The organism is Paenibacillus rubinfantis, from assembly GCF_001486505.1.
Taxonomy (GTDB): Bacteria; Bacillota; Bacilli; order Paenibacillales; family Paenibacillaceae; genus Fontibacillus; species Fontibacillus rubinfantis.
The window spans coordinates 675,452-700,175 of the sequence record NZ_LN909066.1; the positions used below are offsets into that span (position 1 = coordinate 675,452).

A 24,724-nucleotide genomic window follows, 5' to 3' on the forward strand; every position below is an offset into this window, starting at 1 on the left:
CAAAAGGGGCAGCAGCCGAATCTCTCGGCTCCTGCCCCTCCTTTAGGTGTCTGGATTATTTCTGCACCGTCGCACTTGCCGGAAGGCGGCGTCCGTATCATCGGTTTTGCGGCCCAGGTTGGCGACAACCCCGCCGCATCGCTGACTTACGATTAACCGGAGGGAGCCCGTCAGCGTCGGCATCGTCCGATAGTTCCCGTATTTGCGATCCCATTCCCCGGACTTCAAAGCATCGGATAGTTTTCGCAAAAGTCGCTCTTCTACCCCAGTTTCAAGGAACCCCCACGCGGACTGAGCTTGGCGCACCTCCGGCACCAGGAAAGCCTCCGGACGACCGTAAAAAGCTTCCTGGAACCCATCGATACAATCGAGCGGGACCGGGACCGGAAGGATTTGACCAGAGCCCCCTAACGCTTGAAGCACCTCCTCCGGTTTCGGATAACGCCGCCGCTCCGCTTCAACGAGTTCCGGAAAATACTCCGCATTCCAGAACGAGTCCAGCGCCTCCGGATCAAAGGTCAACACGACGACGTTCCCCCGCGTCACCCGCCGCAGCTCCTGCAGCCCTTTGCGATAATCCGTCCAGTGGTGAAGGGTCACCATCGCCATTCCTGCATCAAAGGCTTCATCGTCGAACGGGAGCGCCTCTGCCCAGGCATTCACGGCGGGCATCGCTCCCCGGGTCAACCTCTGCGCCCGCATCACGGCGGAAGGCTCCACCGCAACGACGTATCTATCCTTCGGCTCATACGATCCGGTACCCGATCCGACGTTAAGGATCGTTTGGGCCGAGCCTAAAGCTTCGAGCACCCGTCGCTCGATCCGTGGATCCGTTCGCCGGTATCCGGCGTAATTCGTCCCGTGCTTATCGTAATCATAAAAGGGCTTCTCGATGTTCATCCAACCTCAGCTCCTTGAACGATAATATTGTTCCTGCTGAGGTCATTGTAGTTGAAAGCGACCTATAAATATAATATATCTTTATGTATAAATCATAGATTTAAATTATGATTCAAGGAGGCCCCCCTGTGAATTTACACGCCCTGCGGCTATTCCACGTCATCGCTGAAACGGGCAGCGTGACTCGCGCTTCAGAGCTGCTAAACATAAGCCAACCCGCCATCTCCGCTCAGATCAAGAAGCTGGAGCATGAGCTGGATTTCCCTCTGTTAAAAGCACAAGGTCGCGGCATCGCCCTGACCGACGGTGGAGAAAAGCTGTTTACGTACAGCAAGCGGCTGTTTGCCGTAGAGCAGCAGATCCAGCGTTTTATCGAGGATTACAAAGCCGGGGAGCTGGGCCATATCCGCTTAGCTGCGACGTATCTGCCCGCTCATTTTCTACTCCCAACCTGGATCGCCAAATTCAAGACGCACTATGAACAGACGGAGATGACCATCAACACGACCAATTCCACCGGAGCTTTAAACCAGCTGTTAAATCTGGAGGTCGATTTGGCGATCTATGGCGGGTTGCCGGAAGCGTATCCCGAATCGATCCACGCGGAGGAATTGTTCCGAGACGAGTTGTGGTTTGTCGTCTCCCCTCAGCACCGTTACGCGGGTCAGCGCGTCAGCTTACACGACATGGTCAAGGAGCCCTTCGTGATGCGGGAGGTCGGCAGCTCCACCCGGGAGAGATTTATGGCGTTATGCCGTACGTATAACGCTCCGGCGCCGCGTATCGCCCTGCAATTCAACGGGTTAAACGAAACGATCCAGGCGGTGATCGCGGGATACGGCGCCAGCTTTGTTTCGGCGCTGGTTGTAAGGGATGATGTGGAGCGAGGCCAGTTGAGCCGGGTATTTGTGGAGGAGGTCAATCTGATGAACTCCATTTCGGTATATACGCGAAAAAAAGAGCCGCTGTCTCCAGCGGCCCAACGGTTCGTTAAGTTAATTCGCGAAGTTTCGCACGGACAGCGGCCACTCTCCCTATGACAACGCATGTTTGGCGAACTCGTAAAAAGCGTGGGCCTCGTCCCATGAACCAAAGCCGGCCTGCGCCAGCTTATCGCTGCCGCCGCCTTTTCCACCGTAAGCCGCAAGATGCTCCTTAAAAAAGGCGCCGCAGGCTACCGGATGACGGCCGCTATGAGCCAGCACCACCTTAAGCTCGGCTTCCGTTGCCAGCAGTACCGCCGCATCGCATTGCCCGGTGAGCTTCTGGGCCAGGTTCTGCAAATCCTTCAGCGGCTTGTCCGCAAAGATGCGGGCGATCCGTCCGCCTTCCTGCTCAGCCAACAACTGACCTACCGTGATTTCGTCCAACGCTTCTTTCAAGACGTCGAGCTCGGTTTGCCGCTGCTTCTGCTCGTCTTCCCATTTGTCGAGGCGTTCCAGGATGCCGTCGCGGCTCGTTTTCAATCTAACAGTTACCGCGCCCAGCACTTGCTGCTGTTCCTGAAACTCTTGGAGTGCCCGATATCCGCATTTGAAGAAAATTCGCACATGGCCTTTCTGCTTCTCGGTTTTCAGCAGCTTGACCATCCCGATCGCACCGGTCGCCGCTACGTGCGTTCCCCCGCAGCCGTTGTACTCCACGCCTTCCATCTCAACGATGCGGATGCGATCCACCGCCTTCGGCGGCTTCACCAACGGCAGCCGTGAGGCCTCCGCTTCGGTGACGAAATAGCCGGAGATTTTATGGTTCATATAGATATGCCGGTTCGCCTCTAGTTCGATGGCGGCAAGCTGCTCGGCTGGCAGGTCCGTCCAATCCACATCAATCGTACAGTAGTCCTCGCCGAGGTGGAAGCTTAACGTCATCGCCCCATGCTTGAGGCACACGGCCGATAGCAGGTGCTGCCCGCTATGCTGCTGCATATGGTCAAACCGGCGGTCCCAGTCGATGTTGCAGCGTACCTCATCCTCGTCCGGGAGTCGCTCCACCTTGTGCAGCACCTCGTCGCCCTCACTGATCACGTCCAGTACGGGGATGCCGTTCATCCGCCCCGTATCGTTTGGCTGCCCCCCGCCATGCGGGTAAAAGGCGCTTTCTTCCAACACGACGTATAGGCCATCCTCCCGTTCCAGCTTGTCCTTGACACGGGTTGTCCAATGAGTTAAATAGGCATCGTCAAAATATAATCTGATCGTCATGGCCAGCGTCCTCTCTTGGTATCTCTGGATCTTCGTAATAAGTTCATTTCTTCCTTTTACTATACCGGAACTCGGGGGTGCTTCGCACCCCTCGCTGGGGAGGTGCGACACATGGCTCTCTTCCTCCCCTCATATAATGGGTTGACGAGGAACAAGGAGGGGGCAAGGATGGCCGTAACCCTTACCGACATCCAGCGGGAGATTCACCGATTATCCGAGGAACTGATTCAGCGGCAGGAGCCAGACGGCACTTGGCGGTTTTGCTTCGAAAACGGCATCACGCTGGATGCGTGCACCATCATTCTATTGCGAACGTTAAATGCAGATCAGGAGGAACTGATCCGACAGCTGCACGATCGCATCCTCGCCGCCCAGGAGCCGGAGGGCTGCTGGCGATGGTATCGCGACGACGGCGAAGGTCATCTGTCCGCCACGGTAGAGGCGTATTATGCCTTGCTATTCTCCGGGTTCAGCCGGCCGGAGGACGAGGCGCTGCAACGGGCGAAGCGGTACATTCTGGAACGCGGCGGCATCGGTCAGGCAAAAAGCCTGCTGACCAAAGCGATCCTGGCGGCCACCGGACAGCGGGCATGGCCATCATCCTTGTCGCTGATCCCGATTGAAATTCTGCTGCTGCCCGAGTCGTTTCCGCTGAATTTTTATGATTTCTCCGGGTACTCCCGGGTTCATCTCGTTCCGCTGCTGATTATGGCCGAGCGGAATTTCCGTGCCCGAACCGCGCGCACGCCTGATTTAAGCGAGCTGTTCAGCAGCGACCGCGATCCCGATGAAGAGGGCCTTTTGCGATCCCCGGAGAGCCGGGAGGCGCTTGATCAAATCCAATCGGCGCTCGCTCATTTGGTGGGGACGCCGCGGCGGATCCGGCAAGCCGCCATCCATAAAGCCGAACGTTATTTGCTCGACCGGATCGAGAGCGACGGGACGCTTTACACGTATGCCAGTTGCACGGTGCTGATGGTCTTCGCTTTGCTCGCGCTGGGTTATGAGGCGCAGCACCCGGTGATCCAGCGCGCCGTTGAAGGCTTATCCAACATGAAGTTTACGGTTGACGGCAGCGACCTTGGCGAAAGCGGCTATGGTTATATCACGATTCAAAATTCCCCTTCCACCGTCTGGGATACCGCGTTGATTTCCTATGCTTTGCAGGAAGGGGGGACGGTGGCAACGCATCCGGCCATTCGCCGATCCGCCGCCTACCTGCGCGATCGTCAGCATCACCGCGCCGGCGATTGGCAAATTCATAATCCGGGCGTCTTGCCGGGAGGGTGGGGCTTCTCTGAGACGAATACGTTTGTTCCCGATGTGGACGACACCACGGCGGCTCTGCGCGCCCTCGCTGCCCTGCACACGGACGATCATGCCACCCTGGACGCGTGGAATCGCGGGTTAAACTGGGTCTGGTCGATGCAAAACCACGATGGCGGTTGGCCCGCCTTTGAAAAAAACACCGATAAAGTCATGCTCACCTGGCTGGCGATCGAAGGGGCGAAATCCGCGGCGACCGATCCCTCGGAAGCCGATCTGACCGGTCGGACGCTGGAGTACTTGGGGAACTTCGCCAAGCTGGGTATCCGTCATGATTGGGTCGCACGCGGGGCCGACTGGCTCCTGAGCCACCAACAGGAGGACGGATCGTGGTACGGTCGGTGGGGAATCTGCTACATTTACGGCACTTGGGCCGCGTTAACGGGGTTGATGGCCGTGGGTATGCCCGCCGATCATCCAGCCGTCATCAAAGGTGCTGATTGGCTGGGCAGCATCCAAAACGCCGACGGCGGCTGGGGGGAATCGTGCCGCAGCGATCAAGCGAGGCGGTTCGTGCCGCTCCGCGCCAGCACGCCTTCGCAAACCGCTTGGGCGCTGGATGCGCTCATCGCGGTGCACGATCAGCCCACGCCCGAACTCGAGCGGGGAGCCGCCCGATTGATCGAGCTACTGCACGAGGACGGCTGGCCCGCCTCGTATCCGACCGGGGCCGGGTTGCCGGGGTATTTTTACACCCATTATCACAGCTATCGCTACATCTGGCCGCTTCTGGCCCTCGCGCATTACGTGAATAAATATGGGGACGGTGCGCCTTAACGGCGTTCCCGTCCCCTGTTTGATTTACGATCATACAACGTTCCGTTTATATTTCTGCAAGATATGCTCCATTATCGGCTCAAGCTCATGATCATTGACTAGCGCTAGCTTCTCCGCTTTAAAGAGCTGAACCTTCTTGAAATCATAATAGTCCCGCAACACCTGCTCCAACGTCGTTTCATTGAACATAATATATTTCGCAGTCAGAATTTCCCGCAGCATGACGTCGTCTTGCAGCAGTAGAAACTTGACGTTTACTTGGTTAAACACGCCCCGCTTCATCCCGTCCTGGTAGAACTCGACCATTTTCCGTTCTCGTCGATGCATCGCTTCTTTAATATGCCCAAACAATTCTGGATAAGCTAACTGAAGATCACGTAGAAACACATCCGTCACCGACTCAATCAGTAGGACCGATTGTTCGAACAGCCGCTGAAATCGAATCCCGAATGAGGATTCCTCCCCTTGTGTCGTATCCAGCGCCAGACCGTCAATGTAGTCCTCATAGGTCTCGACTAAGGCCTCCACAACTTCGTCCTTCGAAGAGAAATATTTGTACATCGTCGCCCGGCTGACGTCCATGGCTTTAGCGATATCGTCCATTCTAAGAGACTGAAAACCTTCCTTTTTGGTGACGCCCGCCAATTTCTTCAGCATCTTGCTTTTCGATTTATTAGGCGATTGATCGGTTAATCGTTCCATCCCGTACATCGACCTCCTTACGCTACCATCTATTATACACAAATCACGCCATGAGATCATACTCATTATACAAAATAGACACTTTATATATTTTTTGTTTACTTTGTATCGAAATCATGATATCCTTCTCTCGTAGCCAAATTAGAGAAAGAAGGAGAAACCATGACTCGAAGTTTTAAGATCGGCGTGTTGTTCTGTGCCGTCATTGTTACGTTTGGCAACATGCTCGCTGCACCAGCAGTAAAACTGCTGCAGGCGGATTTTCCACATGTGAGCGGCTTGCTGCTGCAATGGGTAGTTACTTTATCGTCCCTGTTTATATTGCCGACCTTGTTCCTAGCCGGGTATTTGTCCAAACGGATTTCTAAGAAAAGCATCCTGATTCTTGGCCTAGTCATTTATCTGATCGGAGGGATCGGCCCGGCTTTCATGAATTCCATCACTTGGATCCTCGTCTTCAGGGCGATCCTGGGTTTAGGCATCGGCTTTGTGGCTCCGACCTATAACGCCGTGATCGCCGAGAACACCCAAGGTACCGAGCGTTCGCATATGAATGGGCTGGTCACGGCCGTAAACGGGATCGGCGGAGCAATTTTCCTATCGGTGGGCGGATTTATTGCAGCTTATGGGTGGCGTAGTGTCTTCTTATGTTACGCCTACGCCCTTGTGATTCTGCTCATGGTCATCTTCCTGATCCCTAAGAACAAAACGCTACCATTGCAGAAACCAACTGAACCTGCTGCCGGTTCAGGAACTGCGGCCCCCCTCCCTCGTTCCTTCTACGGACTAGTATTAGGAAGCGGACTGCATGTCATGCTGTTCTATGTGCTGCCTACTACGTTGTCGTTATATCTGGCGGAAACCCATCTGGGAGGTACGTCAACAGTAGGCATCTTGATGGCATTATCCCTTTTGAGTGTGTTTGCCGCCGGGTTATCTGTCACCGGGTTGACCCATAGAATGCCAAATGCGGTTGTTCCACTGGCTTTGGCCTTATACGCTGCTGGCTTCCTCATGGAAAGTATGGCGACGAATCTCGTGGTTGCTGCACTCTCCATTCTAATGATCGGGTTTGCTCAAGGGCTTCTTTTTCCCGTGTCATTGAATAAAACGGCCGAATCGGTGCCGAAGGAACGAATCACTACCGCCTTCTCAGTATTGCTGGCCAGCCTTTATTTGTTCCAATTCCTTGCTCCGCTGTTCGTTCATGGTGTGCAATCGTTGCTGCACCTATCGACCTATCGCGAAACCTATTTATTTCTTGCTGCTGCTGCTGGCTTGTCCTTCTTCGTTGCCTTAGCTTTAAAGGTGAGAAGCAAGACTGGAAATAAATTACACCCACAAAATAACGAAGTGAAAGGAAGTTAAAAATATGTCAAAAGTATGGTTGATTACCGGAAGCTCCCGGGGATTTGGGAGAGAACTTGTCAAAGCGGCGTTGGACAAAGGAGATCGGGTCGTTGCTACGGCTCGGCGACCGGAGATGCTAGACGACCTTGTCCGACTCTACGGTGATCAAATACGCACTTATGCGCTGGACGTCACTGATGCGGTGGCGGCAAAGAATGCCGTATCGTTCACGGTGGAGGAATTTGGCACGCTTGACGTCGTCGTCAATAACGCAGGTTATGCGGATAGCGCTCCGATCGAGGAGATGAGCGATGGGATGTTCCGCGCCCAAATCGAAGCCAATCTGTTTGGAGTCGTGAACGTAACGAAAGCCGCATTACCGATTTTGCGGAAGAAACGTTCGGGCCACATGATCCAGTTCTCTTCCATCGGTGGGCGCGTTGGGGGAACGCCTGGCATGGGTGCCTATCAAACCGCGAAGTATGCCGTGGAGGGTTTCTCCGAAGTGCTGAACAACGAGGTAAGCCCCCTTGGCATCAAGGTGATCATTGTCGAGCCCGGAGGATTTCGAACGGATTGGAACGGTTCATCGATGCGCAAGCTGTCCGTAAGCGCGGACTATGAAGATACTGTTGGAGCGACGAATCGGTTCCGTGACTCGTTTGAAGGCAACCAGCCCGGGGACCCTGTGCGAGGAGCGAAAATCGTTGTTGACCTCGTCCGGATGGAAGAACCGCCGTTACGTATGCTGCTTGGCTCTGATGCAGTCGAAATGGCTGCCACATCGTCCAAAGCCCGTACAGAAGAAGCCGAAAAATGGGCGGAACTCAGCCGGAGCGCGGATTACCCGAAATCATAATATCTCTTTGGAGGAAGCACAAACGTCCCGCCGCTCAGGATTTCTTACGGAGAAGCGGGACGTTTACACTTAATGAGGGGCTTTGCCCTTACTGGTCTCGTACCTTCCTTTTTTACGGTCGCTTTGCCGTATTGAACGGCTTGGGACGGGCAAAAATGCAGGCAAGCGGCAAGACTTCCTCCGCTGCGGACAGCTTCTGCTGCTGCACCTCCTCGGAATCCACATCCCCCATCAAAATAAAATTGTTTGGCACTTATTCGAACTTCCGTTTTCTGTCAATAGAGGTTTCTGCGAAAGGAGAGCAGGTTTTCAACCTACTCCTTGCCAGGTATAATGTGGAGTAGACGAAGAACGTCCCGATCCAATCCAAGTTGTTGGAGCCGGGGCGTTTTCTTTTTTTCACGGGAGGGATAAAGGGATGTTGTCAGAGCTAACCTTCGAACAAGCGCACGCCGCATTTCTGCAGAAGCATCTGGAGTCTAGGACGGGAGAGCGTAGAGGGCGTCTGGAGCGCGGGCACCGGGAGGCGGAGAAGTTATTCTGCCGCAAAGTTTGGTGGGAAGTCCACGGTAATTTCGAGCACTTGCATCCGGAGTACGAGGTGATGGATTGGCGGGGATTGTCCTACTTTTGCGATTTCGTGTGGATTCATGGACCGGTGAAGCTGGTCATTGAAATCAAGGGCTTTGGCCCCCACGTCAAGGACATGGACCGGCAAAAATACTGCAATGAGCTCAATCGGGAAACCTTTCTGACCGCGATGGGGTATCAAGTGATTTGCTTTGCATACGATGATGTCGCCAACGGCCGGAATTGTGCATTACCTTGCTGCGGATGGTGTTGAATCGATTTCTACCGGTTTCGGCCCCAGCAGAGCCGCTGTCTCTGATGGAAAGAGAGATCTTTCGGCTAGCTTGCCAATTAGCTCGTCCCGTTCGTCCAATCGACGTAAAATCGCACTTTCAGGTGAACCAACGAACTGCGGTACAAGCTTTACAGTCCATGCAGGACAAAGGCCTGCTTAAGCCTGTCTTTGGTTCCATGGGAAAACGTGCGGTCAGGTACGAGCTCCAGAAAGATGCGATACATCGGCTATAACTTAGTGGGGAAAGTAGCCGATGCTATCTAGCCTAACCGGACTCCGTGTAGATACGGGGAGATGACGCATAGATGAAATAAGTGCAACCGTACATCTAAATTGGAGATTTTTTTCAAAAAAGACCAAATAGCTGCAATAATGCACTTATTTTATCTAAATTCGCGTCATCCCCCAGTTTCACACCAAAATAGATGCACTATTGCAACTATTTCAATAAAAGGGGCCAAATCCTCAAAAATAAGTGCACCCTGGACGTTATTTATTCCATACGTACGTTATTGCGTATATGCTAGAAACCCACCCCGTCTATTTGGTAAACCAACGGATGACGGCCAAGATCAATGAGAATACAACGCTGATCACAATGCAAGTTACGATGGGAAAATAAAACCGGAAGTTCCCCCGCTCGATCGCGATGTCGCCGGGCAGCTTCCCCAGTTGCACAAATCTCCCCAGCAGCATCCAAACCAAGCCGATGACAATCAGAACGGTACCGGCCAGAATCAGCATCTTCGGAACGTTGCTCATGGGTTGTTTTCTCCTTTCGATTCAAATTTACTTCATGATACCTAACTTCCAACCGCTATAGCAAACCGCCGACGCTCTCTGTTCAGCTCCCCTTAAAAGGTACATATAACCTCCTGATCAAACATACATATGCAGTAGAAGGGATAGCGCCTATACGTAGGAAAGGCAGGGAACAACCATGGCGGTTTCTTACATGGATTTCACATCACCCAACGCACAATTCTCATTTGACATCAACCGGAACACGACGGTCCAAAAGGACCAACGCAACTTCATCAACGAGTTGTCCATCCATCAGTTAAATACGCTGGGGAATATATCCATGCTGGATACTTACCTGGACAAAGGCAACGTCATTGAAATGCATATTCATCAAAACGCCTCCGAGCTCGTGTATTGTATTTCGGGGGAAGTGGTCGTCTCCATCATCAACCCGTTCACCAAAGAGCTGCGGCATTATCCGAACCGTCCCGGCCAAGCGACAAGTATCCCGCAGGGCTGGTGGCATTATGACACCGCAACGATGGACGGGACGCATTTCTTGGCGATTTTTGATCAGCCTATTCCGGAAATCATTCCCGCGTCCGATATGCTGCGACTGACTCCGCCTGAAGCGTTTGCACACGCCTATTGCCTGGATGCCAACAAGGTCCGGGAAGCGTTCGCTCCGCTTAACCAAACGGTGATCATCGGTCCGCCAAGAGGCTGCCACCAGGAAAATCAGCAGGCGCCTTACCCTAATCCACAGCAGCAGCAACAGGCGTATTCACCGCATGCTTCCCATCCTCCCTATAACCAAGGGTACGGACTGCGGCCATACCAACAAAGCGACGGCAATCCCCGCCGCCCGCAGGTCATCGGCAACGGCTGGGCGCATTTGTACCACGATGGGCCATAAGGATAACCGGCTAAAGAATATCCCCCAATCTCCGTAATTGGGGGGTTCTCCATTTTATCCTATCCTCTCGATACTCACCTTCGCTCGAAGCTCCTCGATCCGCGCACGCTCAGCCAAATCGTCGGAGAAAGCGGTGGCGCTGCCCGAGGCGACGCCGGCCCGGAACGCCTCGAGCAGGTCACCGCCCAGGGCGAGCGTTCCCGCAAATCCGGCGATCATCGAATCGCCGGCCCCTACGGAGTTGCGCACCTTGCCGGGCGGGACGTTGGCATGGTACACCTCGTCGCCGTGGATCAGCAGCGCGCCTTCGCCGGCCATCGAAATCAAGACGTGCTGCGCCCCTTCCTCAAGCAGCCGGCGGCCGTAAGTAATCAACTGTTCCCGCGACTCCATTACGACGCCAAACAGTTCGGCCAGCTCATGATGGTTCGGCTTCACAAGCAGCGGACGGTACGCCAGCGCCCGGCGCAGCGGCTCGCCTGTCGTGTCGATGACGAACTCGGCCCCTTGTTCTCGGCACTTGCGGATCAACTGCTCATAGAAATCGCCGGGAAGGGACGGAGGCAAGCTGCCCGCCAAAATGACAAGGTCACCTTCCTTCAAGAAGGACAGCTTCTCCACCAAAGCATCGGCTTCTCCCGGAGCAATAACCGGGCCTCCGCCGTTGATTTCCGTCTCCTCGCCATGCTTGAGCTTGATATTGATCCGGGTGTCTCCGCCGCCAATGCGCACAAAATCGGCGTCAATCCCTTCCTTCCGCAGAAATCCCTCAATAAAATCTCCGGTGAATCCGCCGAGAAACCCCATTGCGACAGTGTTTGCCCCCAACCGCTTCAACACGCGCGAGACATTAATCCCTTTCCCGCCGGGCAATTTCAGGTCCCGAGCCATGCGATTTAATCCGCCAAGCTGCAGGTCGGTAACTTCCACGATATAGTCAATGGAAGGATTTAAAGTGAGCGTATAGATCATGATAAGTTTATCCTCCAATTAGGTTGGTTTTCTCCTCAATCGGCTTGCGCCACCGCTCCGGAACATGCTCCGTAACAAGCGCCGCCCGCTCCAGTTCCATCATCTGAACGAAAGCGATGTTCCCGATTTTGCTGGAATCGGCAAGCACGTAGGTGAACGAGGACAACTCACTCGCCCGGCGCTTCAGCGCAGCCTCCTCCGGATCAGGGGTCGTATAACCCGCATCGGGATGAACCCCGTTTGCCCCAAGAAAGCACCGGTCAAAACGAAACCGTCCCAGATGCTCCACCGCCAGGGAACCGACCAACGCTTTTGTGTTTTTTTTGGCTTGGCCGCCGAGTAGATAACTCGGGATGTCGGCTTCCAGCAACGCTTCGATCTGCGGCAAGCCGTTCGTCACAACGGTGATCGATTTCCCTCGCAGATAAGGGATCATCGCTAAGGTCGTTGTCCCCGCGTCCAGATAAATCGCCTCTCCGCTGCGTACCAAACCGGACGCCATTTCGGCAATTTGTTGCTTTTGCGCTAGATTGACGGCGGACTTCTCCGCCATCCCCGGCTCCAGTCCACCGGCCATCAGCGGTAGGGTCGCACCGCCATGAACTCTTCGCAGCAGCCCCTGCTCTTCCAAATCCGCCAAAACCCGCCTCACGGTGGACTCGGACGCTTCCAGCAGAACGCAAAGCTCCCGGAGCTTAACGGTGCCTACCTCCTGCAACCGCCGCAAAATCCGGCGATGCCTTTCTTCCGTTAACATCGTTCCCCCTCCAACTCCAACCAGCGTAATCATACCTTCTGCATAATTCAATCATATTCTATCATAATCAATCAATTTCAATCAAATTCTATCATTAACTAGGGCAGCAAGGTGGAACAAATCCCCTGCGCAGGGCCACGCAACTTATAGATTCCAAGCTGTTTTCGGCAAAAAAATCCCCCGGCTCTCCTGAAAAGCCGAGGGATTTACTAAGTGTATTCCGTTATTTCAACTGCCACAAAGCCGGTACATTAGGCGGCTCCCAGCCGGGCAGGGAGGTATGGGCCTGTCGGCACTCGTAGATCGTCCCGCCGTAACTGACCTGCGCCCCTACCGCATAAGGGGTATGGGGGGCCCATGTCTGGTTAGGGCTGGAAGGCCCGGATGCTGTCGTCGCCTGCACCGTATTGCTGGCAGCCGACTCGTTGCCTGCCGCGTCGATCGCCCTGACCGTAAACGTGTAGGATGTGTTTGGACTTAGTCCTGTCACGGTATAGATACGAGTCGTTCCCGACACGGAGCCGATCAGGTTGCCGCCGTGATAGATTCGATAGCCGGTAACGCCAACATTATCGCTGGAGGCGTTCCAGCCAAGCGTAGCCGTTGTGGAGGTTACCGCTGTAACCGCGAGTCCGGACGGTGCTGTAGGAGCGGTCGTATCCCCCGAATTGCCGCCGCCAAAATCCACGTCAATCACATTGTAGAAGGCATTGGTGGTATCGGCGATCTCCCAAACGGCCAGAATGACGTGGTAACCCGTCCGTGCCGGCACGTTACAGGTATCCGTATACGTAAACGGGGGCCGTGCGCCGCCATAGTTCACCGAGCAAAACGGAGTCAGATCAAAGGAATTACGGGTTAATGGGGCGTTAGGGTCCCACCGCGGCTTCGTGATGTAATACTTCCAGCTGGCCGTGGCGTGAGGAGCGGTAAGCTTCCAGGTGAAGGTGTTCGTTCCAGCCGAGATGTTCACTTTCGTCCAGCGGCTAGCCGACTGCGCGTCAAGCTCGGGGAACAACCCGTTTGCGCTGGCGATCTTCCCGTCCGCCGGGCCGGCATTTGGGAAGCCTTTTGGCGCTTCCAGGCTTTGAGGCTCGTACATAATCGGGCCGCAGTTCGTATTTTGGCCGGTTTTACATAAGCTTGCCCGGCTTGCCGGTCCGTCCACCCAGCCGTGCGCCGAAGCTTTTTCCGAGAACAGGATCATACCGATGCCAGCAATCACCATAACCAATAAAGAAATAAGCGCCTTCAATATCATCGAGTGAGCGAGCCGAGTTGAAGTCATGCTTGTCCCTCCTTTGGATTAGGAAAAATGCCTAGTGCCTGATCCCAAGCTGTCAGATTGCGCCTTCTGCAGGAACTCCCCTAAAAACCCCCTTTCCGATTGCATTAGATATAAACCCCCACGAGAGTTTATATCCTAGTAAAGTTATAAATGGATAGATATGGATACATCTAAATTATACACGACATCTCGCATATCATGTAAGATTTATTTAACCCGCGATTTGCAGCGGGTTCTTGTCCTTTGCTCGTTAGAGGTTAAGCCTTTATTTCACCATCGCCAGCGCCAGTCCGTCATACGCCGGGAGCAACGTGCTGATCAACCGCTCGTCCCGGGCAATTCTCTCATTGAACGTGCGCATCGCCTGCACCGACGGCCCGTTTTTTTCCTCGTTTAGCGTCCGACCGCGCAGCAGGATATTGTCTCCGGCGATCAGCGCCCCCGGTTTGGCCAGCTTGATAGCATAGTCGAGATAATTCGGGTAATTTTCCTTGTCCGCATCGATAAAAAAGAAATCAAACCGCTCCCCCCGCTGTTCCAGGGTTTGCAAGCTGTCTAGCGCAGGTCCAACCATGTACTCCGCAACCTGCCCAAATCCGGCCTCACGCAAATTGGCCCGAGCCAGTTCGGCATTCTCCTGCTTCAGCTCCAAGGACATGAGCCGCCCGTCGGCAGGTAATCCCCGCGCCAGGCAGATGCCGCTGTATCCGCCTAACGCTCCGATTTCCAGCACGTCCTTGGCACCGGCCAGCTTAACCAGCAGCGTCAGCAGTCGTCCGTATCCCGGGGCAATCGACACGTCCCGCATTCCGCTGTCCGCGATGGATCGGGTTACCCGCTCCAGCACTTCGTCCTTGGCATATAATTCATCACCGTATTGTTCCGGCGTTAGCATCTCTTATCTTCCTTTCGTCACGTTCATTCCCTATATGAAGAACCGTTTGTAACTTGTTGAACATTGGCCTATACTGAATTGTATGGTTTTTCCGTTATTCTCACAAGTCTAAGTGAAGCTGGAGTGATTGACTTACCTATGGCTGGACCTTTGCAATTGATCGCAACCGCCCCTATGGGCCTGGAGGCCGTGGTGGCGCGCGAATTAAAAGAGTTAGGTTATGAAGATACCGTCGTGGAAAACGGGCGGGTTAATTTTACCGGGGACCTGATCGACATCTGCCGCTGCAACCTGTGGCTGAGAACCTCAGACCGGGTGCTTATCAAAATGGGCGAGTTCACTGCCGTCACCTTCGACGAGCTGTTCGAAGGCACCAAGGCGCTGCCTTGGCAGGATTTTATCCCGGCGGACGGGGAGTTCCCCGTGGAGGGCCGCTCCCACAAATCGCAGCTCAGCAGCGTACCGGCTTGCCAGGGGATCGTCAAAAAAGCGATCGTCGACAAGCTGCAACAGTCGTACCACACCGAGTGGTTCGAAGAAACCGGGCCGCGTTACGTGATCGAAGTGAACCTGCTGAACGACAAAGCGTTGTTGACGCTGGACACCACCGGCCCGGCGCTGCATAAGCGCGGCTACCGCAAGCACGCGACGGAAGCGCCGCTGAAGGAAACGATGGCGGCGGCGATGATCCTGCTGAGCCGCTGGAACCAGAACCCGTCGCGGCCGTTCTACGACCCGTGCTGCGGCTCGGGGACGCTGCCGATCGAGGCGGCGATGATCGGCTGGAACATCGCGCCGGGTCTGCGGCGCACGTTTAACGCCGAGCGCTGGCCGGTTATCCCAGCAGAGCTGTGGCAGCAGGCGCGCGACGAGGCGATCGACGCGGTGCGGGACGACGTGCCGCTGAACATTGCCGGCAGCGACATCGACCCGGACGCGATCGAGATCGCCAAGGCCGCGGCCAAAAGCGCTGGGCTGGCGAACGAAATCAAGTTCGACTGCCTGCCTGCGGTGAAGATCCAGCCGCAGGGGGATTACGGCGTGATGATCACGAACCCGCCCTATGGGGAGCGGATCGGCGAAGAGAAGGAAGTGCGCAAGCTGATCGCCCAGCTCGGGCGAGTGATGGCCGGACTGCCGACCTGGTCCTTCTTCGCACTTACCCCAACCAAGCAGTTCGAGCACGACTTCCAGCGCAAAGCGGACAAGCGCCGCAAGCTGTTTAACGGGCGCATCGAATGTCAATTATTGCAGTATCTCGGGCCCCTTCCTCCGCGCCATTAGCCGTGGGGGGAGGGTCTCTCCCTTTTATCCCCTTGCTAGGAAAGGAGCTGACGATACGTCATGTTACGTTTGACGGCCAATCGCGGCTTTCGCTTTAACGGCCGCCTGTTCGTTTATCTCTTCTTTGTTGCAGCCATCTTCATGAAGCTTGTCATCCTGCATCGTAACCTGCATGCCCTCTATATCGATATGAACCTGCTGGACAATCTGATCGCCATCGGTTCCATCCTGCTCGTCTCGTTCTGGACGTTCTGGCTCCCCTCGCGCGGAAGGGGGATCGCCTTAGGCGTGCTGAACGTGCTGCTTACGGTATTGATTTTCGCCGATCTGGTTTACTATCGATATTTCGGCGATTTTCTAACCGTGCCCGTCCTGCTTCAAGCCGGACAAGTTGGCGAGCTTGGCGGCAGCATTCGCGAGTTGATTCACCTCGCCGACTTGTGGCTGATCGCCGATTGGGTCGTCTGGGCAGTGGTGAAACTCGGGCTGCGATGGACGCGTGGGGACGGCGGACGCCGTCGTACGCAGCTTAGCGGGTACGATAGTCGTAGCTTCTCCGGCCATTCCGGCCTGGGGAGCGGCTCCTTCTCCCCCGTTTCCTTCGGCTCGGGCGGCCGGAGAGCCGGCGGACGCCGCTTCGGACGCTTGTTCTCGGGGATCGGCGTATTTCTGTTAGGCTTTGCGCTGACGATGGGCCCGATCCGCTTTTATACCCAAACCTGGGCGATGGGGCTGTTCGAAAACAACTGGTGGAACGTCTCCTTATACAATGTGACCGGCTTGCTTGGTTTCCATTATTACGATGCGAGCCGTTATCTCAAGGAGCATCTCGGAGGCGGCCCAAAAGTCAGCGCCCAGGAGCAGGACGAAATCCGGCAGTGGTTTGACGAAGCCGGTCAACGCCGCATAGCGGATAACGAGCTGTTTGGTGCGTATGCTGGAAGCAATGTCATCGTCATTCAAGCCGAAGCCTTTATGAACTTCATGATCGGCAAGTCGATCGGCGCCCAAGAAATCACGCCAAATTTCAACAAGCTGATGGGCGAAAGCCTCTATTTCTCGAATTACTATCATCAAACGGGTCAAGGCCGCACTTCGGATGCGGACTTCTCCTCCAACAGCTCGCTGCATCCTTTACCGACGGGATCGGTTGCGGTCCGTTACCCGACCCATACGTTTGATATGCTGCCGCAGATTCTGAAGACGCAGGCCGGTTATACCGCCGACGCGTTTCATGCGTACGAAGGCAGCTTCTGGAACCGCAACAATATGTATCAAGCGATGGGCTACGACCGGTTTTACAGCAAAAAAGACTTCCAGCTGGACGAGCCGCTGGGCTGGTCGCTAGGCGATAAATCTTTTTTCCGGCAGTCGTTAGACGTGATGGCTCAGGAGAAACCGCCCTTTTATTCGTTCCTCATAACGTTATCCAGCCACCATCCGTATACGCTGCCGGCTTCCGTGCAGGAGTTGGACACCGGCGAGTTGAAGGGCACTATCCTCGGCGATTATTTACAGGCCGTGCATTACGTGGATGCGGCGCTTGGGGAGTTCGTGGAGGGATTAAAGCGGGAAGGTTTGTGGGATCAGACGATTTTGGCGTTTTACGGGGACCACGACAACTCGATTACCGACAAAGCGATGTATGAGCAGTTCCTGGGCAAGTCGCTGAGCGATCTTGATATGCACCAGATCCTGAATCAGGTGCCGCTGCTCCTCCATTTGCCGGACAGCCAGCATGCCGGAGTCTACGAGGAGCCTGCCGGTCAACTTGACCTGGCGCCGACGCTGCTGCATCTGCTGGGCATCCACTCGGACTCCTACTACATGATGGGTCATAATCTGTTTGCCGACACCGGGACGGATCGCGCCGCGGATCGTCTGGTCGTCCTACGTTCGGGCGCGTTTACGGACGGCGAACGGTACTATATTCCGTCCGCGGACAACCTGTTCGCGAACGGCACCTGTTACAATTTGGCCGGCCGCAAGACGACCGCAGTCGAACCGTGCCGGGCTCCGCACGAAGAAGCGATGAAGCGCCTGCGGATCTCGGACCAAGTGATCACATCCGATTTGATCGCGACCTTCCGCAAGGAGGATCAAGGGGTGGCGCGGTGAGCCTCCCGAGCGCGAATGAATTAGCGGTAATATAGGGCGTTATTTCGTCCAATTATTGTTAGCTATCGCGAAATAACACCCTTTTGTGGTGTTATTTTCGTAGACCGTTGGCTAAACCGCCATTAGGAGCGATACTGCCGTTAGATAGAACCAAAAAAGTCCGTTATTCTCGGTCAATTACGAAAAATGGCCGAAATAGCGGACTTTTATACCGTTATCTGGACGAACGAGAGGGAGTGTCGCCAACGTCGCTTCTTCCCCGCCTTAAGGGCGCAAATGCTCGCGCAAGAAGGCATACGCCTTCAGCCGATGCTCGTCGGGCCCTTCCTCATGCCCCATAAACGGGTAGAGCAGCAGCTCCTTCCCGGCTGCGGAGTTCCGGTTGTAGGCCGCCGCGATCGTTTCCGGCCAGCAGATCAGATCCTTGAAGCCCGCGGAATATAACACGGGGATGTTGATTTTTTCGGCCAAGTTCAGGTTGTCAAAATAACTCAGCGTCGTCAGCACCTGCTCCAACGTTCCCGGGTTTCGGGCGACAAACTCGGCGATCTCCGAGACGGAGCCGGTTGAGTTCAGCAAGGCAAATTCTAAATGGCACAGGTTCGGGACATTCGCAACCGCCACACGCGGCACTTCGCTTAACGCCGCCATCTGCAAGGTCAAACCGCCGCCTTGGCTCGTCCCGTACACCCCGATCCGCTCCGCATCGATCTCGGGTTGTACGCTCACCCATTGCAGCGCCTTCCAGGCGTCGATCGTCATCGCCAAGCCGTAGAAGTTCTCCGGCTCCAGCACGCCTTGGGTCATCCATCCTTTGACATTACCTCGGTCAGACGCCAAGCGATTCCCCGTTTCTCCGGTCTGCCCGCGCGTATCCACGGCAAACACCGCGTACCCCATTTGCAGCCATACCGCATAATTTTCCGGTAATCCCCGATGACATTGGTAGCCTTGATATATCACGATACATGGATATTTCCGTTTGTACCCTTCCCCGCCGTTCGGAACCAAAAACCAGCCATGCAGCGGCGTATCGTCATAACCTTCAAACTGAATGCGCTCCGCAAGGATTCCCTTCATCAACGTCTCTGCCGGTTCCCGGCGGTCGTGCAGCGGCTTGGCCGCAAACCGCTCCAGCGTCCGGCTCCAAAACGCATCGAAATCCTCTCTCGCCGTACGCTCCGCCCGATAATGCGCGACATCCGCCATACGTTCCCGAATTGCTCCCATGATCCGACTCCTTTATTTCGTATTGAATAGATTCGAACAGCTTCACCCAAGACTACCCTACCAGAAAAATCCACTTCGCCAATACCTAGATTTGCTATGCATATGAATTCTAGGTATAATATTTGTAAGATGATGGAAGGTGGTGTTGATGTGAAAGTGAATAAGGAGCTGCTGAAGGGCAGTACCGGCATGCTGATCCTCAGCCTTCTGGACCAAAAGGAAATGTACGGTTATCAGTTAATCAAAGAGCTGGAACGCTTGTCGGAAGGGACGTTTGATATAAAGGAAGGTACGTTGTATCCGATTCTTCACGGGATGGAGACGGAGAAATGGCTGGATTCCTACTGGGAGATGGCCGACGGACGAAAACGCAAATACTACCGCATCACCGATCAAGGGAAACGTCAGCTTCAGGAAAAGAAGCGGGAGTGGCAATTTTTCAGTGGAGCGGTTGATCGCGTACTTGGGGAGGGGCCCGCATGAATCAATTACACCCCCTGTTGCAAGCGTATGTCGACCAGGTTGGCCAACAAGTGAAAGCGCGGGAAATCCGTCAGGAAATTAAAGAGGAGATTTCCGAGCATCTCTACGAGTTATGGGAATCGATTCGGTCCGACGAGGTTGATGACGAATCCGCCGCACGGTTGGCTGTGGCCCAAATGGGCGCCTCCGAGGAAATCGCCAAGGGACTTAACCGGGTTCATAAACCGCGAATCCCTTGGGGGATGTTAGCATTCTTAGGGCTCATGCTGCCCCTTGCTCTCTTGGTGATGTACGCCGTACAACTCGGATACCAGGCCGGCGACGGATTGTTTGTAAGACAAGCGTATACATAGCTGGTGGATTGGGACTGATGTTCTTCATCAGCCGAATTCATCATCAACGGTTGTATCGCTATTCTTGGATGATCTACGGATTATCAGCAGCCCTTTTTGGGGCTGCCCATCTTTGGAGTCCGCAGATCAATGGCATTCGGGGTTATATTATCGGTGGAATAAGTATTAAACTGCTCTGCCCCTACCTCTTTATCATCGCGGCAGCCGGACTGCTGTCCAGGGTCGAGAAGAATGAGGGGTACGGGAAGGTTGTAGGGAAAATCATTCTGCTTGGGGTTCTTCCCTTGCTGCTGTTTGCATCCATTCCGTCGTTTGCCAGCCTTCTGCTCTATGCCGCCACGTTCTCCTTCATGTTAGCCATCTCCAGGTATGTACGCCCATGGGCAGCCGCTTACCTGGCATTCGTCACTGCGGCCTTCCTCTTGCCCATGCTGCTAAGCGAACGCGGACATGATCGGCTGCTCGGATATTTGCTGCGCCATCGAGATCCGGAGGGAGACGGTTATCTATACCGGCAAATTGATGAAGCCGTCCAGTCAGCCGGGTGGAGCGGACATGGCTTTGGTTCGCCGATGCAATCTCTCCCTTACATCCACTCGGATCATATCTTTACTTATCTGGTCTACAGTATGGGATGGACTTTCGGAATCCTCGTATCCATCCTTGTCCTGTTCTTTATCATTCAACTGGTCAGCATGTTCAAATCGGCCAAGGATCCTTATGGCAAAATGCTCATTTCCGGACTTGGAGCTCTATTTGTGATCCAATTCCTCTGGAGCTTGGGCATGTCGATGGGACTTCTCCCGCTCTCCGCGGTTCCATTTCCGTTTCTCAGTTACGGCGGAAGCCAGTTGTTGGTTCAGTTGGCGGCCATCGGCCTGATCTACAGTGTCTATCGACGGAAGGACATGCTTCGTTTGAAAGACGGGATTCCCAACTCTTAAGCAACATAAAACCGCCGGAGCCTAAGCCCCGGCGGTTTTGCTGCATGCGCCTATCGTGCGCAGCCCTTTATTTCGGTTTTTTCACAAACGGTGCGGCCTTCGCCAGCACCTCTTCTTCCGTCGGCGCACTGACGTATCTGCCGTTGATATATACGAACGCTCTTTTGCCGCACGGACCGCAATACGATTTGCAGCCGATTTTGATCTCGGCGTCCGGCGCGAGCTTTTGCAGCTTAGGTACAAACGTCTTCATGCGGATATGATTGCATTTATCGCAAATCCGAATATCGTTAGCCATGCCAGGTCCCTTCTTTATCGTTAGCTAAAGCTTAGTGATCCCCGTGATTGCCTTTGGACGGGTTAGTGATCACGAACCCTTCCTCCGGGAAATACAAATAATCGATCTTCACGCCGTCAAGCAGCGGATCGGTGCCTTCTACGATCACATCAATCTCCTTGTCGGTTTTGATGATTTGATCGCTGTCTGTCGGCTTGGCCAAATCCAGCCCGTAGTGGGCATGGTCGCCGTGGGAATGGGTGATGAACACCTTCAACGCCAGTCCTTGGTTCTCTTCCTTCGCCAGTTCCTTTTGTATCACTTTCGCCGCATTGCGGGTAATTTTGACGTTCATATGATCGCTCCTATCGCGCAAAATTTCTTCCTCTAACATTCCTATTGTAAAGAAACGCCGCCCAACAAGCAAGACCAACCGCTAAGCCCCCGGATATTTTCGCTCCGCCCGGGTCACGAACCAATCCATCAGCAGCATGGTCACGGCCATGTCGTCGATCGGAATCCACGGCAACACATCCGGTAGAACCCAGTAAAGCAGCGCCGGCACAACCAGCAACAACTTGTCGGTGAACGGAATTTTACCCGAAGTCAACAGCGGGAGAGTCCGACGAAAAATATGGGACCAACGACGAAGCGACCACCAGCTTTTCCATTTCATCTCCACCCCTCCCCGCCCTCAGGTCAGAAACTGCTATTTCCGTTAGGATACCCTATTTATCATGTTTCATGGCGCAAAAAAATCCGGGACCCTCCCGGATTCTTCGTGACCTCATTCCAACTACTACAAGAAATACACGAGCACTGCCAACACCGCCAAATGCACGGGATAAAAAGCTCTCCACACCCAGCGAGGAAGCCGCCAAGCTTCGAGCTTTCGCCACAGTTCCGGCCCATAGGCGATGATCATCGTCGGCAGAATACTGGCCAGTTGGATCACCCAGCCGTAAGCAAACAAATAAACGACGTTAAGCAGCAGGTGCATCACCACCGCTTTTCCTTGCCCGGCATATTTGAAGATTAGCACCAGCAGCAGCCCATACGCGCCGTAATCAAACGGAAGCACTTCCATGATGACGCAGACGCCAGCGATGATGACTGCGGAGAGCGGGCCCGGTTTGGCCGAATCCAACATCCGCAAGACCAAGGACGAGACAAACAAGGTGGCGACAACATTAAGTCCGTTCGTATCAAAGGCCAGCTGGTAAGGAACTTGCGAAAGCGCGGCGATCAGAAACAAACGAATCGCATATTTCCGGTAATTGGAGGTATGCACATGACCCTGGACCAGCGCGTAGGCATAGATCGGGAAGGCGATCCGCCCGATAACTCGCCACAGCACTTCTCCGGGGAAAAACAGCAGCCCGACATGGTCGATCAGCATGGTGATCATGGCGATCAGTTGCACGGCCTACACTCCTTTCGTCCATCAACGGGGTTTCGAAAAATTTTGATTTTCATTTATTCAATTCTTCAGTAGACTGAAATTACGCCGCTCTGGCGCTGCCATCATAGATAGGGGAGTCATCATGTATTTGTTTATCGTGAATCCAAATGCCGGGAATGGCGAAGGCCGTCGGGTTTGGAACAAAATCAGCAAACAGCTGCGCCGGCGAGGCATTCCTTACGAGCACGCCTTGACGGACAGCCGGGAGCAAGCGCATACATTTCTTCAGGATCGGCTGTCCGGACCGGAGTCTTGGAAGGCCGTTGGGGTGGTCGGCGGCGACGGGACGATCCACAGCCTGCTGCCGGCATTGCGGCACTCCGGTGTCCCGCTGGCCGTCTTCTCCGCCGGCTCGGGCAATGACACCGCCCGCGGCTTCGGCATTCCGCGCCGGACTCGGGCCGCCTTGGACGTGCTGCTCAACGGCCGTCCGGCCTCGGCCGACCTGATTGCCGTCGAAGGGCGCAGCACGCTGACCGCACTGGCCGTTGGCTTCGACGCCGAAGTTGCCCGGAACGTCAACCTCAGCCGCTACAAGAAAATATGCAATGCGCTGGGGCTCGGCAGGCTAGCTTATATTATCGGGATCTTTCATACCCTGCTAACCTTCCGTCCCGGCCCCCTAAACGTTGATACCGATGGGATCACCCATCATTTCGAGTCCGCTTGGCTGACGGCGATCAACAACGTGGACAGCTATGGCGGGGGACTCAGCATCTGCCCCGACGCCAAGCCGGATGACGGTGTGCTGGATCTTTGCGTCGTGCACGATTGCTCGAAGCTGAAGCTGCTGCTGTTATTTCCGACCGTCTTATTTGGTGCCCATACGAAGCTCTCATTCGTGACGATGCTAAGGGGGCGAAATATTACGGTGACGAGCCCCATCCCTCGCCTCGCCTTAGGCGATGGGGAAGATGTCGCCGTCACGCCGCTGAACGCATCGGCGGATCCCGGCGCCCTTCAAATCCTGCGTCCCATGTCAGACGTCATGTAACGCAGCCAAGCCCGGGTCAAAAAAACCTTTGGACGAGGGGCACCCCCGCCAAAGGTTTTTTTATCGATTACCCTGCCGGGCTGGACACCTGCCATACGATCGGTGTCAGCTCGATTTGCTCGCCCAGCCATTGGCGGGCGATCTTGCGGAAGATCTCCGCATCCCCGCTGCAGAAAAACTGGTGAACGGGGATGTTATTACCGCGTGCCAGGCAACCGCGCTGATGAAGCACGGTGCTGATCTCCCTGGCGGTTTCGTCCGCAGAGCTGATGAGCTTCACTTTCGGACCCATCACCTGCTGGATCGGATCTTTTAAGAAAGGATAATGAGTACAGCCTAAAATCAGGCAATCCATCGCATGCTCCTTCATCCCCCGCAGCGACCGCTGCACCACAAGCAACGCTTCATTCGTATCATACAGCCCTTTCTCTACCAGGGGAACAAACTCGGGACACGCCTCGCTGACGATTTCGGTCTGCGGATTCAGTTCTCGTAAAGCGGCGGTATAGGCCCCGCTGCGGACCGTCCCCACCGTTCCGATCACACCGATTTTACCGGTTTTGGTGGCGCTGATCGCCGCTCTCGCTCCGGGATGGATCACGCCGATGACGGGGATGTCGACTTTGGCTTTAATGAAATCAAGCGCAGCCGCCGTCGCCGTATTACATGCAATTACAATCAGTTTGGGCTCATATTGAATCAAATAATCGACGATTTGCTCGGTAAACAAGCGAACTTCTTCAGGTGATCTTGGACCGTAGGGAGCTCGGGCCGTGTCTCCGAAGTAGATGATCTTCTCTCGGGGAAGCTGTCTCATCACTTCCTTGCAGACGGTGAGGCCTCCCACTCCCGAGTCTAGTATAGCGATAGCTTGCTGCACGAACATACCGCATCCTTCATGTTTAGTTTAAAATCCCTCTCGTTACTTTATGACTCGGGTCTTCAAAGGGTACCTAAATCTTAACTCAATTTCCGATACAAGAAAACCCGCAAACGTCGAAGAAACGGGAAAAAGACCCGGCATCGG

27 protein-coding genes are annotated in these 24,724 nt (G+C 54.6%); 12 read left to right on the forward strand and 15 right to left on the reverse strand.

Features of this window, described 5'->3' with window-relative positions; all coding sequences use genetic code 11:
- Positions 1 to 42: 42 nt before the first annotated feature.
- A complete protein-coding gene (locus tag BN3277_RS20620; protein ID WP_082691544.1) occupies positions 43 to 900 on the reverse strand; it encodes a class I SAM-dependent methyltransferase in 858 nt (285 codons plus the stop codon).
- Between the two features lie 128 nt (positions 901 to 1,028).
- Between BN3277_RS20620 and BN3277_RS20625 the strand changes: the two genes are divergently transcribed.
- A complete protein-coding gene (locus BN3277_RS20625) occupies positions 1,029 to 1,940 on the forward strand; it encodes a LysR family transcriptional regulator (RefSeq protein WP_059045967.1) in 912 nt (303 codons plus the stop codon).
- On the opposite strand, the gene BN3277_RS20630 is transcribed toward BN3277_RS20625, so the two are convergent.
- Positions 1,935 to 3,101, reverse strand: a complete 1,167-nt coding sequence (locus BN3277_RS20630) for an alanyl-tRNA editing protein (protein ID WP_059045969.1) — start codon at positions 3,099 to 3,101, stop codon at positions 1,935 to 1,937. The two genes, BN3277_RS20625 and BN3277_RS20630, sit on opposite strands and share 6 nt — an antisense overlap.
- Positions 3,102 to 3,269: 168 nt before the next feature.
- Here BN3277_RS20630 and shc point away from each other — a divergent pair, with 168 nt between their 5' ends.
- A complete protein-coding gene (shc, locus tag BN3277_RS20635) occupies positions 3,270 to 5,204 on the forward strand; it encodes a squalene--hopene cyclase (RefSeq protein WP_059045971.1) in 1,935 nt (644 codons plus the stop codon).
- A gap of 30 nt (positions 5,205 to 5,234) precedes the next feature.
- Here shc and BN3277_RS20640 read toward each other — a convergent pair whose 3' ends face one another.
- Positions 5,235 to 5,906, reverse strand: a complete 672-nt coding sequence (locus tag BN3277_RS20640; RefSeq protein ID WP_059045973.1) for a TetR/AcrR family transcriptional regulator — start codon at positions 5,904 to 5,906, stop codon at positions 5,235 to 5,237.
- Between the two features lie 162 nt (positions 5,907 to 6,068).
- Here BN3277_RS20640 and BN3277_RS20645 point away from each other — a divergent pair, with 162 nt between their 5' ends.
- Together BN3277_RS20645 and BN3277_RS20650 are read left to right on the forward strand one after the other, a co-directional pair.
- Positions 6,069 to 7,274 carry an MFS transporter gene (locus BN3277_RS20645; RefSeq protein WP_059045974.1) on the forward strand — a complete coding sequence of 402 codons (1,206 nt, stop codon included), beginning with the start codon at positions 6,069 to 6,071 and terminating at the stop codon, positions 7,272 to 7,274.
- A 4-nt stretch (positions 7,275 to 7,278) separates the two neighbouring features.
- A complete protein-coding gene (locus BN3277_RS20650; protein WP_059045976.1) occupies positions 7,279 to 8,115 on the forward strand; it encodes an oxidoreductase in 837 nt (278 codons plus the stop codon).
- A 112-nt stretch (positions 8,116 to 8,227) separates the two neighbouring features.
- Here BN3277_RS20650 and BN3277_RS25620 read toward each other — a convergent pair whose 3' ends face one another.
- A complete protein-coding gene (locus BN3277_RS25620; protein ID WP_157688745.1) occupies positions 8,228 to 8,368 on the reverse strand; it encodes a hypothetical protein in 141 nt (46 codons plus the stop codon).
- A gap of 165 nt (positions 8,369 to 8,533) precedes the next feature.
- On the opposite strand from BN3277_RS25620, the gene BN3277_RS26330 reads away from it, so the two are divergent.
- Positions 8,534 to 8,959, forward strand: coding sequence for a DUF559 domain-containing protein (locus BN3277_RS26330; RefSeq protein ID WP_316244816.1), 426 nt, complete (start codon positions 8,534 to 8,536; stop codon positions 8,957 to 8,959).
- A gap of 561 nt (positions 8,960 to 9,520) precedes the next feature.
- Here the strand turns inward: BN3277_RS26330 and BN3277_RS20660 are convergent.
- Positions 9,521 to 9,742 (reverse strand): DUF2905 domain-containing protein, encoded by a 222-nt coding sequence (locus BN3277_RS20660; protein WP_059045978.1) that lies wholly within the window; start codon positions 9,740 to 9,742, stop codon positions 9,521 to 9,523.
- Positions 9,743 to 9,920: 178 nt separating this feature from the next.
- On the opposite strand from BN3277_RS20660, the gene BN3277_RS20665 reads away from it, so the two are divergent.
- Entirely contained in the window at positions 9,921 to 10,640 is a 720-nt protein-coding gene (locus tag BN3277_RS20665) for a cupin domain-containing protein (protein ID WP_059045980.1), read from the forward strand.
- Positions 10,641 to 10,694: 54 nt separating this feature from the next.
- On the opposite strand, the gene pfkB is transcribed toward BN3277_RS20665, so the two are convergent.
- The 4 genes from pfkB to BN3277_RS20685 form a co-directional block, all read right to left on the reverse strand.
- Positions 10,695 to 11,612 (reverse strand): 1-phosphofructokinase, encoded by a 918-nt coding sequence (gene pfkB, locus BN3277_RS20670; protein WP_059047371.1) that lies wholly within the window; start codon positions 11,610 to 11,612, stop codon positions 10,695 to 10,697.
- A 7-nt stretch (positions 11,613 to 11,619) separates the two neighbouring features.
- On the reverse strand, positions 11,620 to 12,369 hold the full coding sequence (locus BN3277_RS20675; RefSeq protein WP_059045981.1) for a DeoR/GlpR family DNA-binding transcription regulator: 750 nt from the start codon (positions 12,367 to 12,369) through the stop codon (positions 11,620 to 11,622).
- A gap of 223 nt (positions 12,370 to 12,592) precedes the next feature.
- Positions 12,593 to 13,657: a lytic polysaccharide monooxygenase gene (locus BN3277_RS20680; protein ID WP_059045983.1), complete on the reverse strand. Its 1,065-nt coding sequence runs from the start codon at positions 13,655 to 13,657 to the stop codon at positions 12,593 to 12,595.
- Between the two features lie 265 nt (positions 13,658 to 13,922).
- A complete protein-coding gene (locus BN3277_RS20685) occupies positions 13,923 to 14,552 on the reverse strand; it encodes an O-methyltransferase (protein WP_059045985.1) in 630 nt (209 codons plus the stop codon).
- A gap of 138 nt (positions 14,553 to 14,690) precedes the next feature.
- Between BN3277_RS20685 and BN3277_RS20690 the strand changes: the two genes are divergently transcribed.
- Positions 14,691 to 15,836 carry a THUMP domain-containing class I SAM-dependent RNA methyltransferase gene (locus BN3277_RS20690; RefSeq protein WP_059045986.1) on the forward strand — a complete coding sequence of 382 codons (1,146 nt, stop codon included), beginning with the start codon at positions 14,691 to 14,693 and terminating at the stop codon, positions 15,834 to 15,836.
- Positions 15,837 to 15,896: 60 nt separating this feature from the next.
- Positions 15,897 to 17,954, forward strand: a complete 2,058-nt coding sequence (locus BN3277_RS20695) for an LTA synthase family protein (protein ID WP_059045988.1) — start codon at positions 15,897 to 15,899, stop codon at positions 17,952 to 17,954.
- 264 nt (positions 17,955 to 18,218) lie between these two features.
- Here the strand turns inward: BN3277_RS20695 and BN3277_RS20700 are convergent, their stop codons facing one another.
- Positions 18,219 to 19,184, reverse strand: coding sequence for an acetylxylan esterase (locus BN3277_RS20700; protein WP_059045991.1), 966 nt, complete (start codon positions 19,182 to 19,184; stop codon positions 18,219 to 18,221).
- 150 nt (positions 19,185 to 19,334) lie between these two features.
- Here BN3277_RS20700 and BN3277_RS20705 point away from each other — a divergent pair, with 150 nt between their 5' ends.
- Genes BN3277_RS20705 through BN3277_RS20715 form a run of 3 tightly spaced genes read left to right on the forward strand, consistent with a single transcriptional unit; the run spans position 19,335 to position 20,964 of the window.
- Entirely contained in the window at positions 19,335 to 19,667 is a 333-nt protein-coding gene (locus BN3277_RS20705; RefSeq protein ID WP_059045993.1) for a PadR family transcriptional regulator, read from the forward strand.
- Entirely contained in the window at positions 19,664 to 20,020 is a 357-nt protein-coding gene (locus BN3277_RS20710) for a hypothetical protein (RefSeq protein ID WP_059045996.1), read from the forward strand. Before BN3277_RS20705 ends, BN3277_RS20710 begins: the two co-directional genes overlap by 4 nt.
- Before the next feature lie 17 nt (positions 20,021 to 20,037).
- A complete protein-coding gene (locus BN3277_RS20715; protein ID WP_059045998.1) occupies positions 20,038 to 20,964 on the forward strand; it encodes an FtsW/RodA/SpoVE family cell cycle protein in 927 nt (308 codons plus the stop codon).
- Positions 20,965 to 21,031: 67 nt separating this feature from the next.
- Here BN3277_RS20715 and BN3277_RS20720 read toward each other — a convergent pair whose 3' ends face one another.
- The 4 genes from BN3277_RS20720 to BN3277_RS20735 form a co-directional block, all read right to left on the reverse strand.
- Positions 21,032 to 21,262 (reverse strand): YuzB family protein, encoded by a 231-nt coding sequence (locus BN3277_RS20720; RefSeq protein WP_059046000.1) that lies wholly within the window; start codon positions 21,260 to 21,262, stop codon positions 21,032 to 21,034.
- A 31-nt stretch (positions 21,263 to 21,293) separates the two neighbouring features.
- Entirely contained in the window at positions 21,294 to 21,596 is a 303-nt protein-coding gene (locus tag BN3277_RS20725; RefSeq protein WP_059046001.1) for a HesB/IscA family protein, read from the reverse strand.
- Between the two features lie 81 nt (positions 21,597 to 21,677).
- On the reverse strand, positions 21,678 to 21,917 hold the full coding sequence (locus tag BN3277_RS20730; RefSeq protein WP_059046003.1) for a hypothetical protein: 240 nt from the start codon (positions 21,915 to 21,917) through the stop codon (positions 21,678 to 21,680).
- Positions 21,918 to 22,040: 123 nt separating this feature from the next.
- The gene (locus tag BN3277_RS20735) at positions 22,041 to 22,664 is read right to left on the reverse strand and encodes a TraX family protein (protein WP_059046005.1); all 624 of its coding nucleotides are present in this window, start codon (positions 22,662 to 22,664) and stop codon (positions 22,041 to 22,043) included.
- A gap of 121 nt (positions 22,665 to 22,785) precedes the next feature.
- Between BN3277_RS20735 and BN3277_RS20740 the strand changes: the two genes are divergently transcribed.
- Positions 22,786 to 23,697: a diacylglycerol/lipid kinase family protein gene (locus BN3277_RS20740; RefSeq protein WP_059046007.1), complete on the forward strand. Its 912-nt coding sequence runs from the start codon at positions 22,786 to 22,788 to the stop codon at positions 23,695 to 23,697.
- A 67-nt stretch (positions 23,698 to 23,764) separates the two neighbouring features.
- Here the strand turns inward: BN3277_RS20740 and racE are convergent, their stop codons facing one another.
- Entirely contained in the window at positions 23,765 to 24,583 is an 819-nt protein-coding gene (gene racE, locus BN3277_RS20745) for a glutamate racemase (protein ID WP_187380109.1), read from the reverse strand.
- Between the last annotated feature and the right edge of the window lie 141 nt (positions 24,584 to 24,724).

Coding starts and splice junctions, on each gene's coding strand:
- BN3277_RS20620 (WP_082691544.1), bottom strand. CDS start 900: ATGAACATCGAGAAGCCCTTTTATGATTACGATAAGCACGGGACGAAT.
- BN3277_RS20630 (WP_059045969.1), bottom strand. CDS start 3,101: ATGACGATCAGATTATATTTTGACGATGCCTATTTAACTCATTGGACA.
- shc (WP_059045971.1), top strand. CDS start 3,270: ATGGCCGTAACCCTTACCGACATCCAGCGGGAGATTCACCGATTATCC.
- BN3277_RS20640 (WP_059045973.1), bottom strand. CDS start 5,906: ATGGAACGATTAACCGATCAATCGCCTAATAAATCGAAAAGCAAGATG.
- BN3277_RS20645 (WP_059045974.1), top strand. CDS start 6,069: ATGACTCGAAGTTTTAAGATCGGCGTGTTGTTCTGTGCCGTCATTGTT.
- BN3277_RS20650 (WP_059045976.1), top strand. CDS start 7,279: ATGTCAAAAGTATGGTTGATTACCGGAAGCTCCCGGGGATTTGGGAGA.
- BN3277_RS26330 (WP_316244816.1), top strand. CDS start 8,534: ATGTTGTCAGAGCTAACCTTCGAACAAGCGCACGCCGCATTTCTGCAG.
- BN3277_RS20660 (WP_059045978.1), bottom strand. CDS start 9,742: ATGAGCAACGTTCCGAAGATGCTGATTCTGGCCGGTACCGTTCTGATT.
- BN3277_RS20665 (WP_059045980.1), top strand. CDS start 9,921: ATGGCGGTTTCTTACATGGATTTCACATCACCCAACGCACAATTCTCA.
- pfkB (WP_059047371.1), bottom strand. CDS start 11,612: ATGATCTATACGCTCACTTTAAATCCTTCCATTGACTATATCGTGGAA.
- BN3277_RS20675 (WP_059045981.1), bottom strand. CDS start 12,369: ATGTTAACGGAAGAAAGGCATCGCCGGATTTTGCGGCGGTTGCAGGAG.
- BN3277_RS20680 (WP_059045983.1), bottom strand. CDS start 13,657: ATGACTTCAACTCGGCTCGCTCACTCGATGATATTGAAGGCGCTTATT.
- BN3277_RS20685 (WP_059045985.1), bottom strand. CDS start 14,552: ATGCTAACGCCGGAACAATACGGTGATGAATTATATGCCAAGGACGAA.
- BN3277_RS20690 (WP_059045986.1), top strand. CDS start 14,691: ATGGCTGGACCTTTGCAATTGATCGCAACCGCCCCTATGGGCCTGGAG.
- BN3277_RS20695 (WP_059045988.1), top strand. CDS start 15,897: ATGTTACGTTTGACGGCCAATCGCGGCTTTCGCTTTAACGGCCGCCTG.
- BN3277_RS20700 (WP_059045991.1), bottom strand. CDS start 19,184: ATGGGAGCAATTCGGGAACGTATGGCGGATGTCGCGCATTATCGGGCG.
- BN3277_RS20710 (WP_059045996.1), top strand. CDS start 19,664: ATGAATCAATTACACCCCCTGTTGCAAGCGTATGTCGACCAGGTTGGC.
- BN3277_RS20715 (WP_059045998.1), top strand. CDS start 20,038: ATGTTCTTCATCAGCCGAATTCATCATCAACGGTTGTATCGCTATTCT.
- BN3277_RS20720 (WP_059046000.1), bottom strand. CDS start 21,262: ATGGCTAACGATATTCGGATTTGCGATAAATGCAATCATATCCGCATG.
- BN3277_RS20725 (WP_059046001.1), bottom strand. CDS start 21,596: ATGAACGTCAAAATTACCCGCAATGCGGCGAAAGTGATACAAAAGGAA.
- BN3277_RS20730 (WP_059046003.1), bottom strand. CDS start 21,917: ATGAAATGGAAAAGCTGGTGGTCGCTTCGTCGTTGGTCCCATATTTTT.
- BN3277_RS20740 (WP_059046007.1), top strand. CDS start 22,786: ATGTATTTGTTTATCGTGAATCCAAATGCCGGGAATGGCGAAGGCCGT.
- racE (WP_187380109.1), bottom strand. CDS start 24,583: ATGTTCGTGCAGCAAGCTATCGCTATACTAGACTCGGGAGTGGGAGGC.